The organism is Sphingobacterium sp. ML3W (assembly GCF_000747525.1).
Taxonomy (GTDB): domain Bacteria; phylum Bacteroidota; class Bacteroidia; order Sphingobacteriales; family Sphingobacteriaceae; genus Sphingobacterium.
Genome location: NZ_CP009278.1, coordinates 5,154,495 through 5,167,725 on the forward strand (window position 1 = coordinate 5,154,495; position 13,231 = coordinate 5,167,725).

At 40.4% G+C, this 13,231-nt stretch carries 10 protein-coding genes; 4 read left to right on the forward strand and 6 right to left on the reverse strand.

What is annotated here, in order from left to right:
* The first annotated feature begins 7 nt into the window (after positions 1 to 7).
* A complete protein-coding gene (locus KO02_RS21915; RefSeq protein ID WP_038701739.1) occupies positions 8 to 925 on the forward strand; it encodes a hypothetical protein in 918 nt (305 codons plus the stop codon).
* Between the two features lie 35 nt (positions 926 to 960).
* Here the strand turns inward: KO02_RS21915 and KO02_RS21920 are convergent, their stop codons facing one another.
* Positions 961 to 2,475, reverse strand: a complete 1,515-nt coding sequence (locus KO02_RS21920) for a S41 family peptidase (RefSeq protein ID WP_158500339.1) — start codon at positions 2,473 to 2,475, stop codon at positions 961 to 963.
* A 354-nt stretch (positions 2,476 to 2,829) separates the two neighbouring features.
* On the opposite strand from KO02_RS21920, the gene KO02_RS21925 reads away from it, so the two are divergent.
* A complete protein-coding gene (locus KO02_RS21925) occupies positions 2,830 to 4,005 on the forward strand; it encodes an IS4 family transposase (protein ID WP_038694773.1) in 1,176 nt (391 codons plus the stop codon).
* A gap of 413 nt (positions 4,006 to 4,418) precedes the next feature.
* On the opposite strand, the gene KO02_RS21930 is transcribed toward KO02_RS21925, so the two are convergent.
* The 3 genes from KO02_RS21930 to KO02_RS21940 all read right to left on the reverse strand — a co-directional run bounded on the left by KO02_RS21930 (position 4,419) and on the right by KO02_RS21940 (position 7,498).
* Positions 4,419 to 4,955 (reverse strand): hypothetical protein, encoded by a 537-nt coding sequence (locus KO02_RS21930; protein WP_144243387.1) that lies wholly within the window; start codon positions 4,953 to 4,955, stop codon positions 4,419 to 4,421.
* A gap of 556 nt (positions 4,956 to 5,511) precedes the next feature.
* Positions 5,512 to 6,039, reverse strand: coding sequence for a 3'-5' exonuclease (locus KO02_RS21935; protein ID WP_038701742.1), 528 nt, complete (start codon positions 6,037 to 6,039; stop codon positions 5,512 to 5,514).
* 151 nt (positions 6,040 to 6,190) lie between these two features.
* On the reverse strand, positions 6,191 to 7,498 hold the full coding sequence (locus tag KO02_RS21940) for a replication-associated recombination protein A (protein WP_038701743.1): 1,308 nt from the start codon (positions 7,496 to 7,498) through the stop codon (positions 6,191 to 6,193).
* Between the two features lie 221 nt (positions 7,499 to 7,719).
* Here KO02_RS21940 and KO02_RS21945 point away from each other — a divergent pair, with 221 nt between their 5' ends.
* On the forward strand, positions 7,720 to 9,297 hold the full coding sequence (locus KO02_RS21945; protein WP_038701744.1) for a DUF3843 family protein: 1,578 nt from the start codon (positions 7,720 to 7,722) through the stop codon (positions 9,295 to 9,297).
* Between the two features lie 161 nt (positions 9,298 to 9,458).
* Here the strand turns inward: KO02_RS21945 and KO02_RS21950 are convergent, their stop codons facing one another.
* Complete coding sequence (locus KO02_RS21950) at positions 9,459 to 10,883, reverse strand: arylsulfatase (RefSeq protein ID WP_038701745.1); 1,425 nt, start codon at positions 10,881 to 10,883, stop codon at positions 9,459 to 9,461.
* Between the two features lie 269 nt (positions 10,884 to 11,152).
* Between KO02_RS21950 and KO02_RS21955 the strand changes: the two genes are divergently transcribed.
* The gene (locus KO02_RS21955) at positions 11,153 to 12,256 is read left to right on the forward strand and encodes a tetratricopeptide repeat protein (protein ID WP_144243388.1); all 1,104 of its coding nucleotides are present in this window, start codon (positions 11,153 to 11,155) and stop codon (positions 12,254 to 12,256) included.
* A gap of 59 nt (positions 12,257 to 12,315) precedes the next feature.
* Here the strand turns inward: KO02_RS21955 and KO02_RS21960 are convergent, their stop codons facing one another.
* Entirely contained in the window at positions 12,316 to 13,053 is a 738-nt protein-coding gene (locus KO02_RS21960) for a dienelactone hydrolase family protein (protein WP_038701747.1), read from the reverse strand.
* Positions 13,054 to 13,231 lie beyond the last annotated feature (178 nt).

Below are 13,231 nucleotides of genomic sequence, written 5' to 3' on the forward strand. Positions count from 1 at the left end.
ACGCGCTATGACTTTAAAAAACCCAATTGAAATATCTCAAAATTATTATAAAATAGCTGATCTGATTGTTAAGATCAACTATCCTGACACCCTGAATCTCGAAAATCTATTGCCTTCTTTCCGTGTTTTTCAGATAGACAATACGAATGAAAAACCTGCACTAAGTATACTACTAAGCACGGATAAAGCGCCTGCTACCGCGGATATGGGTATCCTGCGAAGTGATGAATCCATTGCTTGGGGGGATCGCTTCTGTTTTTACGAGCGGGAAGATTCATTCTTGACAACGATTGTCAATGATCAAGGAAACGAGCAGTGGTGCATGCGAAGTGAACGAAACTTCAGTCAATCCACCATCTATATCCCTTCGAGTACGGAGGGAGAATGCAGTTCGGTGATCTGGTGGATGTTAATGATGGTTTTTGGCCAAGCGGCTTTGCTGCACGATACCATTATGATCCACGCTTCGGTCATCAATTGCAACGGTCAGGGCATTGCTTTCCTAGGTAAAAGTGGCACTGGAAAAAGTACCCATAGCCGTCTTTGGTTAAAACATATTCCGAATACTGATTTGCTCAATGATGATAATCCTGCTATAAGAATTAGCCCTGATGGTATCCACATATATGGAACCCCTTGGAGTGGCAAGACGCATTGTTATAAGAATGAAAAAATCAATTTGAAGGCTTTTGTGCGGTTGCAACAAGCACCATCCAATCTATTCAAATGGCAATCGGGGGTGAGTAGCTTTATTACTGTCTTACCGAGCTGTACGGCCATTCGTTGGAATAAAGACCTGTTTGCGACTATGAACAGTACATTGGAAAAAGTCGTATCGCAGGTTCCAGTAGGCCTATTGCAATGCTTGCCCGATGAGGCTGCTGCGCAACTATGCTATAACCGTATTTTTAACAAACCCGAATAACAGCATTAAAAAAGCCTCCCTAAGGGAGGCTTTTTTTACCTACTTTTCAAAAGTCCTTTTTCCGGCAATTGGTTGATACTGTTGCCTTGCAATACACGCCCTTTGTCTGGTCTAGCAGAACGTCTAGCCGACGCTCTCACCGAGCTTCCTGGTACTGCATCTTCCAATGCTGTTTCTAGCATCGTCTCTGCAGTATTGCCCGAATCTAAAAATATGTAATCTGTTACATTGCTCTTATCAGCCGCTAATCCGTCCCAATATTCAGAGAATCCATCTGCATTTTTCAATTGGAAAGAGGCTGGCCAAAAGGAAATCTTATTTTCGATGATCTGTTCGAAAAATCCAACCGGTTTACCATAGGTCCTCGTTCCTGTAGCAATCACCTGAACATCGAAATAGGGCTTCAACACATTGATCAACATCTCGGCAGCTGAGGCCGTAGTCTCGCTGACCAAGAAATACACCTTACGTAGGTTCAAACTGCTACCACCACTAAAGTAGGTATCCTTAAACATCCCATTCGGGCCTTTTTGGGCACGCTCCATATAGGCATTGGCCTTGTAGGTGACCATCAATTTTTTATCGGTCTTGGTCCCGCCTATTTTATTGGCGATGTATACCGCAGCATCGACATATCCACCGGTATTGTACCGGAGATCAACCACTAGATCCTCGATATGCTGTTCTTCAAACTTTTGAAATACACCATCTACTTTAACCTGATTGAAATTGTTATTTTCGATCTCTTCAAATGAAGATAGCGCCAGGTAGCCTACATTCTTACTTGAATAATGATAGACCGAATCTTTGTATATCGGATCTATCGTATAGGTTCTGTAAGTCAACTCCTCGTTACTGATGGTTTTATCTTCGTGCTGCACTTTGATCGCTAAAGTCCCACCTTCCAATGCTGAGTTTAAACGACTTCTAATCTTACCGAGAGCCGACGGATCGACAGCCTTGCAACCATCATTACCTTCACAATCAATTTCGACAGCATAATCAGATTCACCATTAATCGACAGCACGATATCAGATCGCTTTAAACCTGCATTATCTGCAGGCGAACCTCCTTCAACGAAATAGATAATGGGTTGGGCTATTTTCGAATCGACTGTCCCCATATCAAAATACAAACCGTAACCATCTGCACGATCCATCTTTACTTTGGCTTGCGCACCAATATCATAGCCCGAAAGGCCTTCCATAAAAGAAAAACGATCGTAAACCCCACCATAATCTCTATAGTTGGGATAAGCCGGTGTCATGCCTTTCAATGCAGTGAGAACCGATTGTGCGGAACGGTACTTATCCGTAAATTCAAATGGATTTTCATAAGACGGTATATAATCGTCAGCCCATAAGGAATAAAGTTTGTAGTAGTAATAGACACTATCCCGTATCATCGCATTCGCATCTCGCTCCACAGGAGGAGGTTCGGGCTCTGGTTCTGGATTACTTTTCTTACAGCTTACAAAAAAAAGTGCCACAAGAAAAAAAACAACTCCCTTAGCAATAAGCTGTTGCGGAAATAACTTTGTATTTTTCATTCGAATAATCTGTTCTTTAATGGTCATTCATGCGATCACGAACTGCGTACCTTATCAATTTTTAATCTGTTCTTTAATGGTCATTCATGCTATCGTGATTCGAATAGTTACTTCATGAGCTTGCAAGCTCGATTGACACAAATGTCTCCTATCTCGGCCGAGTTCAAGAAAATTGCTTCGCCAGTTGATTTCGGTTGTGTGAAATGTATTCATCATGATTTCAGTATGCTAATAACAAACTTAGATAAAAATGTTATATATCCAATCAGTAGCGTCCTAAACGTTGAAAAAAGTGGCGGTGTTTTGCTATAGCAAAGTTGCTATATTTAAATCGTCAAATTTTAACACACCGCCATGGTAAATTTAAACGTTTTTAGTCAGATTTTATCACTTATCGACCGCGAATTATTCAAGGTTTTGGTTGCTAAGCACAAGAGTGACAAACATTGTAAAGGGATCAACAGCTGGACGCATCTTGCTAGCATGTTGTTTTGCCATTTTTCTTCTGCAGATTCAGTTCGTGATATCAGTAATGGCTTACGTAGTACGACTGGTAATTTGAACCATTTAGGTGTTGGTAGAGCACCCAGCAAGTCCAATATTTCCTATATCAACAAGCACCGCACCCATGAACTCTTTAAAGATCTGTACTTTTCGCTATTAGATAAGCTATGGCAAAAGGATACCCATTTGCGCAAAGATCTAACGCAATTAAAGCGCAAGGTTTATCTGATGGATGCCAGTATCATCCCTTTATGTTTATCTGTATTTGACTGGGCTAAATTTAGAAGCACCAAAGGTGCTGTAAAACTGCACACTGTGCTGGATTATGATGGATGTCTTCCTGTTTTCATGCAGATTACAGACGGGAAAGTTCATGAAAGCCAGCGTGCGGGTAGCTATAGTTTTTCCAAAGGAAGCGTTGTAGTGGTGGATAGAGGTTATGTGGATTACAACTGGCTCGGGGATTTGGACAGCAGAGGTTGTTATTTTGTTACCAGGAGTAAAACTAACATGAAGTACAACGTTATCAAGTCATACCAGAGTGAAGCACTCCTTGAAAAGGGAATCATTAAAGATGAGATCATTGAGCTTTCTGGTCCATCAGCAGATAGATACAACTCTAAACCATTACGCTTGATTCACTTTTGGGACAGCAGCACAGACAACCAGTACCACTTTCTGACAAATAATATCCAATGGAAGGCATCACTAGTAGCTAACATTTATAAACAGCGATGGCAGATCGAGATTTTCTTCAAGCATCTGAAGCAACGCTTAAAAATATCATCTTTTGTGGGTACTTCTGAAAATGCGGTCATGATCCAAATATGGACTTCGTTGATTGGAATATTACTGCTCAAATACCTTCAGAAGAAGGCTAAATACGATTGGAATCTGTCTAACTTGGTCGGGTTTATCAGGATGAATATATTCGTGAAAATAAATATATGGCAATGGATAGATGATCCTTTTATCAGGCCACCAGTTAAGGGTAAAAATGGACAGCTACAGATATTCTCAGACTAAAAAATAGGGTCAAAATTGAAATTATCTAAAAATAGATACTGTTTCAAGGGAAACACGCGCCTAAAATTTATTTAGGACGGAAGTGATATCCAATCATATTTTCATCGCATATATAACATTTTTTTCGTTCACATTTAAATTATTGGATAACCCGAGTTGCTACACTTAATCGAACCTTTACCAGCGATTAACTTTTATTTTATAACAGAAATAATGAATAAATTATACTTGTAGTCAGTATTTTTTATCTTCAGCAAAGATAGCTGTCACTAACGAATGGCGCAGTCGAAAGGTTCAGAGTAAAATAATAAAGGTGGGATAAAATAATTTAAAGTGCCATGACTATTCATGACACTAAAAAATGGAGTACGCTCACCAACGTACTCCTATATATCCACTATGAAATGAGATCTTTACCCAAAATTGGGCTGCCGCCCTAAGTCACCTTTAGAAGCCGATACTTGGGCATCGACAGGTGCATCTTCAGCCTCGAACTTTTCGACAGGAACGCGAAGACGGAATGGAATACGACCAGATAGATCGGAAGTGATATATCCGGAAATAAGAGCTTGGCGGTCACTCAAAACCCCTGCCTTGCTCAATGATCCTCGAACTCTAAAACGAACAGATGCTTCATAAGCTGTTACTGAATCAGCAGGAAATGAAATCATAATCAACTGATCTAAACTGATATGGTAACAAGAGTGATCAAGCGTTACTTCTTTGATAACGATATTACGAGTATCAAAATTAAGCCTTTCTACAGTAAGAATCAAAGCACCATTTTTTGATTTCCCGCTCTCATGCTCAACATTTTCCATATGTTGGAAACGATACTGCGCACGTAATGTCGCACGCTCTTTAAATTGATGTGATAATCTTACGTTCTTCCTGTAATAAAGGATAGAAAAAACGAATACAATACCGAGTAAAAGATAGATATAAAACATAATAAGTTGAAATAATAGCTGATAAATGCGTTTTCTTTCAAAAGAAAGCATGTCCTTTAAAAGAATTAGAGTAAAGATAATTATTAGCCTAGCACGATGCGATTATAGGGGGGGGACAAAGGGGGGGACATTTTATAATACATTGAAAAACAATAAGTAAAGATAGCAATAAATACTGATGAGAAAATTGATTATGTCTCATATTTTCTATAAATGAAACTTTATATTGACTTAAACACATGGAAGTCTCGAAAAATAAAGGGCAAATATCCTAAAAAGATAAAAAGAGTTTTTAATCTTTATTTAGATTAACACAATATGATGATACCCACTACGACCATGGAAGCTTGGCTATAATACGCTATAAATATCTCCTAAAAGAATATAAAAGGAAAGTAAAACTAGTCTTTGACAAGAGGCTGCGCGGAAGGAAGTCGTTCAAAAAATAGTGTTTAAAGAAAATAAAAGGGCGATAGAAGTTGGCCATCGACAAGCGTCTGCATGGAAGATACTAATCAAAAAATTAGATTTGAAGAAATGAAAAGGAAGGCTGAAATTATCCTTCTATCAGCGTCTCTACGAAAGGATGGCGTAGGTATAATTCGGCACATGCCCTAGCGTCGGAAAGTGCCTCGTGGTGATTGAGATCAATACCCAATACTTCACAACAAGCATTGAGGCGCGCAGGCTTAAATCCTTTGTTGCGATAAATCTTATAGGTACATTCCCACATCTCTGCCAATTGCAACTCATCGTATGCCAAACCATAATGAAGCATGGTTTTTCGCAAGACATTGCGATCGAACAGCTCGTTGTGTGCAATCATCAGTTTATTGGCCAATAGCGATTGAATGGTAGGAAAAAGTTCTTTGAACGTCGGAGAATGAGCGGTATCCCGAGGCTTGATACCATGCACACGCGTGGTCTGCCACATATATTCATTCCGTGGTGGTTGAATCAAGGAATAAAATTCATTGGTGATTATACCCGATTCAACGGTAACGATACCCACGGCACAGGCACTATTCTGATGCCCTGTTGCTGTTTCAAAATCTATCGCTGTAAATGTTAAATCTGACTTCATGCTTTGCTCCTATCCCAACAAAGTTAACAATATCCTGCTAGTTTTTAAAACATCGACAGAAAAATACACACGCAGCCCATCTCATAAAGCCGCCTATCAAAAAATCAGAGGTGAAATACCGCTGGCAGCCCTGATTAACAAATAACAGACTTTAATACCTGTATTTTTCCTTCCACTTATCGCGTAAACTTTGTCTCAATTTATCTTCTTGCGGATTTTTACCCGGGTCGTAAAAAGTCGTCCCACTGATTGCATCGGGCAAAAATTCCTGTGTCACAAAATTACCCGGATAGGCATGCGAATACTTATATTCTGCACCATAGTTAAGCTGTTTCATCAATTTCGTTGGTGCATTGCGTAGATGCAGAGGGACAGATAGATCTCCTGTTTGTTTCACCACACCTATTGCTTTATTGATCGCTTCATAAGAAGCATTGCTCTTGGGTGAACTGGCTAAATAGGTCACCGTCTGTGCTAAAATAATTCGCGACTCGGGCCAACCGATCACATTGACAGCTTGAAAACAGTTATTGGCCAATAAAAGTGCGTTGGGATTGGCATTGCCGATGTCCTCCGATGCAGAGATCAACAAGCGCCTAGCGATAAAGGATGGGTCTTCCCCACCTTCGATCATACGTGCCAACCAATAAATGGCAGCATTGGGGTCTGAACCTCGTATGGATTTGATAAAAGCAGATATGATATCGTAATGTTGCTCGCCTGTTTTATCGTAAATGGCCATGTTTTGTTGCACCTGCTTCAAGACAAAGGCATTGGTGATGGGCTCGTGATGCAGTACCGCAGCATTGCTCACCAATTCCAACACATTCAGCAATTTACGGGCATCACCTCCTGAAAGCCGTAAAATAGCTTCATACTCCTCAATTTCGATGCTTTGCTCTTTCAGAAATTCATCTTCATGTAACGATCTTTCGACAAGCCCAATCAGATCTACACTACTGAGGTGCTCCAACACATACACTTGACAGCGCGATAAAAGTGCTGAAATGACTTCAAAAGAAGGGTTTTCGGTGGTTGCACCGATCAGAGTTACCAACCCCCGTTCGACCGCTCCTAATAGGGAGTCTTGTTGCGATTTGGAAAAACGATGGATCTCATCGATAAACAAGATCGGTTGTTCTTGCTTAAAATTCATCATCGGTTGCTCCTGATTGATATGCATCAACTTCTCCGCTTTTTCAATCACCTCCCGGATGTCTTTGACACCCGCTTGGATTGCACTTAAAGAAAAGAATGGTCTACCGAGCTCCTTGGCCATTAAAAGAGCCAAACTGGTCTTCCCAACTCCGGGAGGGCCCCATAGCAACATGGAAGGAATATTTTTCTGTTGAATAGCATGATACAAGACAGCATCGTGACCTACAATATGCTGTTGCCCAACATAATCTTCCAATTTCTTGGGACGCATGCGCTCTGCTAGTGGTATTCGTGTAGCCATGATTCAAAAGTAAGAAGATATTACCAATTGTGCATTTATTCACATTCAATTTATGTAATTCAAAAATTTGGCTATTTTTGGATAGCCGTTATTGGGTAAACAAGCGGAGGAAAACAACGGTCATGTTTACCACTTGAAGCGCAAACACATGTTTATAACAAACCGAGTGAAATGAGTTCATGTATACAGCTGAGAACTTACACTCTTAAATATTTATTTGAATGAAAAAAAACCGCATTTATATACAGGATTGGTTAGGACAACATCCCTATCAAGGAAGGTCTGATGCCGACAGTTATTATTTACAAGTAGCGAATGAAATCAACAATGCACTCAGTACATTGTGGTTTGACGAAGAAGAAACGGATGCATTGATCAGACCCGAGATCATTAAAACACTGAGTATCTATTTGACCTGCTACCTGGAAGATGTGGTATCTGGAACGAAACTTTTTGAGGCATTCCGCCTAGAGCACCAAGCGCTCTACAGTAAAATGCTACCTTATTTTGACGATCAGGAATTAACAGATTATTACTCCGAGGATATCAATCCGCAGGATGTACTGGTGCTTACCTGGTTGTTCTTTAGTGAACGTAATCCGCATCTATTTTTAGATAAGGATGGTCGCCTGATTGCATTAGTAACGGATCTGGCCTATGCGGTTTTAGAAGAGCATTATGAAGTGGCTCCTGAAAACACTCTTTTACAGCAAGAATATACTTTGCCGGCAGATGCAAACTACCTCCAGGTACGCAATTTTAGTGAAAAAGTTATTGCGACCAATTACATCACGGGGGGGTATTACTACAATAGCTTGATGCAGCATATGGACATTGCCGACCTCGGTCGTTATCAGCATGATCCCGCTTATCTTAACCAGATGACTTTTCGCGTTCGCGACAATCACTTTATTTTCTTCCGTCTGCATTTATTGGCTCTCAAATCTTGTGAGTTTGTTTCTGCTATGTTAGGAACCGCACATCCGCAATATGAAAATACACGCGCAATTGGAAACCGCATCGATAGCTTTTTCGAATATGAAAAAGTAACCCATGATCAGTTGCAGTTGAAACACCTATCAACAGGGGAATTGTTCTTGGTCAACTTAAATTCTATACAGAATTTTAAAGAACCTGCTGCTGGTCAACTTTTCTATATGGAGATCGTTCCGTGGAAGGATGCTTGGAACTTATCGGGAATGATGTCTGCTATCGAGGCTGATCAAATTGACCTCACAACTGATCCTGAAACAACACAAACTTACTTGGTGGAAGCACTCAGGGGAAAAAGAACGCAGATCGAAAAAACGGAGCAGCAGATTGCAGAAGTGAAAGCGCTATTTTCCAAAAAACACAATGACCTATTAGCCTTTATGTCGGAAGTGGACATGAATGACTATATACACGAACTGACAAACACTTATCGGGAACAAAAGGGCTTAGCTCTAGTAGACAAGCAAGATAGCTCAGATGCATCGAAAGATAAGTCGGTGACTGCTTTCTATAATCCGAAATTTGGATTGGAATTTTTCGGTGGTATCGCTGAACTGTTCCCGCTTGAGCAAAATCCGTTTTTTGTGAAAAATGAAAATGAGCCCATCAACTATGCTCAAAATCTATTGCAATTGCTTGTACAAAAGTTTTTCTCGGTGGGATTGGTCGAACATTATTATGCCCTGTACGAAAAGGAAATCAATGAGCAGTTTTTCTATCCATTAGATCGCAACACCTTGGATTTTCTATTGCGATTCTATAAAAGTGAAACCTATCATAGTTTGCCGCTGTTAATGATTAAGTAGTAACGAAGAAATCAGTAACGGAGTGACGAGGGTATTAGTACCAGTAACGGAGTGAATAGTAACAGAGTAACGAGGGTATTAGTACCAGTAACGGAGTGAATAGTGACACAATAACATTTAAACAACAAAGAGCCTGCGAGGCTCTTTGTTGTTTAATGAGGTTATTTTTCAGTCTTCAATAAAGGAAAATCTGCATTCTCCACATGTGATTGTGCAATAAGCTTACGCAGTTCTTCCGCTTTCTTAGGGTTGCTTGCAGCGAGATTGCGTTCTTCCTTAGGATCTTGCTTTAGATTAAAAAGTTCAGGAATAGGATTGCCGCTTTTTACTTTCTGTAAGATCAGCTTCCAATCTCCTTTTCTCACCGCTTGGCGGCCACCGTCCTCATGGAATTCCCAATAGAGGTGATCGTGTTTCTTTTGCTTTTTGGCATTACCCAATAAAGTAGGGACGAAAGATAGACCGTCTGTATTCCGAGGTTTATCAGCCTGAGCAATTTCAGCAAGCGTTGGCATCACATCCCAAAACGCTCCTAGGTAATCAGATGTAGTACCAGGTGCTATCTTGCCTTTCCAATATACGATAAACGGAGTTTTTACACCGCCCTCATAAAGATCACGTTTGTATCCGCGAAGACCACCACTACTATTAAAAAAATCAGGATCTGCACCACCTTCACGATGCGCACCATTGTCACTGGTGAAGATAATCAATGTATTTTCCAATAGATCCAACGCCTTCAACTTCGCTACGATCTGTCCTACTTGTGCATCCATACGACTCACCATACTTGCATATGTAGCACGCGGTTTAGCAACGGATGCATACCCTGGAATGGTCGCGTTTGGACCATAGTCGTTCCCTTTGTGTGCTTTCTCTTCAAACTTGTTGGCATACTGTTCATAGAACTCATCATCTGGTCCCGATAACTCGGCATGAGGAAGTACGGTAGGAACATACAGGAAGAATGGTTGGTCTTTATTATCTTCAATAAATGCCAATGTTTTCTCTTGGATCAGTGCCGGAGCATACTGTCCCTTGGCGAGTAAACCGTTACCTTCTAAATGAATGCGCTCTTTATTGTGCCATAAATGGGTCGGATAATAACGGTGTGATTGGCGCTGACAGTTGTATCCATAGAATTCCTCAAATCCCTTTTGATTTGGTGAACCATAGGTGTCGACCATACCTAAACCCCATTTTCCGAATGCTCCAGTTGCATAACCTGCTTGCTGTAGAAGCATCGCCATCGTCTGTACCGAGTCTGCCAATGGCTGCTGCCCTTCCGGCTCTATTTCTTTATTTCCTCGAATTGGCGTATGTCCGGTATGCTGCCCGGTCATCAAGGCCGACCGCGAAGGTGCGCAAACGGAAGTACCTGCATAAAAATTATCAAATCGGATACCTTCCTTTGCCAAAGCATCAAGGTGCTTGGTCTCGATGATCTTTTGACCATACGCACCCAGATCGCCATAACCCAAATCATCAGCCATAATCAATATGATATTGGGTCTCTTATCTTTTTTTTGCGCTAGAGTTGCACCAGACAATGCAAGGAATAGTGCAAATAATGCTGTTTTTTTCATGATACTAATTATTTTTTCATTATTTATTTTACTATGGCTTCACGCAGCCTTAAGCGAATAGATTGACTTGTTTACCATACTGTTCAATGCGTGAAAGTAAAGAACAAAAATGAAAGCCTAAAACAGGATGAAATACAAATGCTGAGTTGCCATCAAAAAGTTACAATCTATACCTGATATGAAAGTCTAAATACTTTAACAGTATTTTACACATATTTTACTGATATTTGCAAAACCCTCACCAACAGTAGGTATTATACATGATTAAAATGAAGTTTTGGGAAATTTCCTTTCTTAGCACAGCGTTCCTACTTATATTAGGACTAACGGCCTTTTCGCAAGAATTAAGCAAGGATTATACAGGTTCCATAACACAGTACAACAGTAATTTTTCAGGAATAGGTCCGAAAGTTTACTTTCTCCCCCCTCCGAAGTCGAAGACCGAACAGTTGATCGATCTATATGAGAGTAACGACCGTAAGGATTTTGCAAAAAAAATAATAGCAGAACTTCGTTACAATATGCTCTTACAGGAGCTGAAAAATTTAAAAGACAACGGCCCTGGACAACATTTAAAGATTCCAACGGACACAAGTGCTTGGCAAGAGCTCATTGCTCGTGCAAAGAATCAGTTTGATCATGTCTACACCTACTCCCTGCTGAATGCCGCAGGTTTAGCCGCAGTTGAACAGCATCTGACCGATCAGGGAACAGCTTATTTACAAGAAGCGATCGCGATTGCTGCCAAAGAGAAAGATCAACAGGATCTACCTACGCTCCTACACAACTTAGCTGCGGTACAACTGTATACGAAGGCGTATGAGAAAGCCGCTCACACGGCGCAAGAAATCCTGACACGATTAAATAAATCCAAAAACTACAGCGAGCAAGCAGATGCTTGGATGCAATTTGCGATGGCCAATAGCGGCATGAAAAATTACAACGTTGCTGAACCAAATATCATCCGTAAAGCAATACCGCTGTATAATAAAGCGAAGAATTTTGAAGGTAAAATAATTGCTTGGCAACAATTGGCTCAGGTATATTATGAACAGAACAAATATACCCAAGCTCAGTGGTTTCTTTTGCAAGCGCAGCAACTCGCGAAAAACAAAAATTATACGGCAGACCTGGCCGAAATCGAATATGTGCTGGCATCATCCAAACTTTTGGACAATAATATAAATATTGCTAAAAAAGAGTTTTTAACAGCGTTGATACTTGCTCGGAATGAAAAAAACAAACATCTTGAACTTGCGGTCCTAGATAAGCTTGGTGAAGTCTATATCACTTTAAAAGAATATGAAGAAGCGGAAAATACCTATCAGGATTTTTCGAACCTAAAAGCGGAATTGAAAAAAGATACCGATTAGTGTAACGATATAACCTATCGGTATCCAACACGTTGCTACCAACGTTATTCAAGGTGATATCACTTTAATATTTCTTCCAAAAACACCTGTAAATGCTTCCAAGAACGTTGCGCGGCTAAAGGTTGGAAATCTGGGCTCTCTGGATTTGTGAAGGCATGTTTGGCATCTGCATAATAAATCATTTGCCAATCGGCATGTGCACTTTCAACTTCCGTCCTAAAGTTTGCGATTTCTTCGTTAGACACATGTGGGTCAGCGGCTCCATGCAACACCAATATCTTGGTGTTTAATGGCCCATCTGGACGACTCCCTTTACCTAGATTGCCATGGATGGATATCACCCCTTGAACTTCAAGATCGCCTCTAGCGGCTTCTAAAGCACCAGTACCTCCAAAGCAATAACCCATAACGGCTAGACGACCAGGGCTGGCTCCTGCACGGACCAATTCTTCTAACGCCAGACGGATCCGTCGTTGATAAGCTTGGAAATCATTTTTATACTTCCCGGCCTGTTTTCCCGCTTCTGCTGCATTGGATGGCTTATTCCCTTCACCATAGATATCGGCAACAAAGGTCATATATCCCGACTTGCTCAATTGCGCAGCTGCTTGAGTGGCTTCATCATCAATCCCCATCCATGCCGGCAAAATCAAGACCCCAGGTGCACCTGCTCCCGCATCTGAATTCAATAAACCCGTTAATTTTTGATCGCCATCCTTGTAATTAATGGTCTTAAGTTGCGCGAAACTGCTTTCTGTAACGCAAAAACATAGAATTGTCATTATTAAATTTTTCATAACATTATTATTACAGGATGAATTGGTTTCTTCCTAAAGATACTTATCTTCATTTAAATGAGTTATAATTACAACAAATTTAATTTTTATAGATTTATCCGTTAAATTATCAAATAAATTTGTTGATTTGTTGAAATTTATGAACTGAAATTCTTTAAATTTAGCTCTTTGGATTTCA

Coding starts and splice junctions, on each gene's coding strand:
- KO02_RS21915 (WP_038701739.1), top strand. CDS start 8: ATGACTTTAAAAAACCCAATTGAAATATCTCAAAATTATTATAAAATA.
- KO02_RS21920 (WP_158500339.1), bottom strand. CDS start 2,475: ATGAAAAATACAAAGTTATTTCCGCAACAGCTTATTGCTAAGGGAGTT.
- KO02_RS21925 (WP_038694773.1), top strand. CDS start 2,830: ATGGTAAATTTAAACGTTTTTAGTCAGATTTTATCACTTATCGACCGC.
- KO02_RS21930 (WP_144243387.1), bottom strand. CDS start 4,955: ATGTTTTATATCTATCTTTTACTCGGTATTGTATTCGTTTTTTCTATC.
- KO02_RS21935 (WP_038701742.1), bottom strand. CDS start 6,039: ATGAAGTCAGATTTAACATTTACAGCGATAGATTTTGAAACAGCAACA.
- KO02_RS21940 (WP_038701743.1), bottom strand. CDS start 7,498: ATGGCTACACGAATACCACTAGCAGAGCGCATGCGTCCCAAGAAATTG.
- KO02_RS21945 (WP_038701744.1), top strand. CDS start 7,720: ATGAAAAAAAACCGCATTTATATACAGGATTGGTTAGGACAACATCCC.
- KO02_RS21950 (WP_038701745.1), bottom strand. CDS start 10,883: ATGAAAAAAACAGCATTATTTGCACTATTCCTTGCATTGTCTGGTGCA.
- KO02_RS21955 (WP_144243388.1), top strand. CDS start 11,153: ATGAAGTTTTGGGAAATTTCCTTTCTTAGCACAGCGTTCCTACTTATA.
- KO02_RS21960 (WP_038701747.1), bottom strand. CDS start 13,053: ATGAAAAATTTAATAATGACAATTCTATGTTTTTGCGTTACAGAAAGC.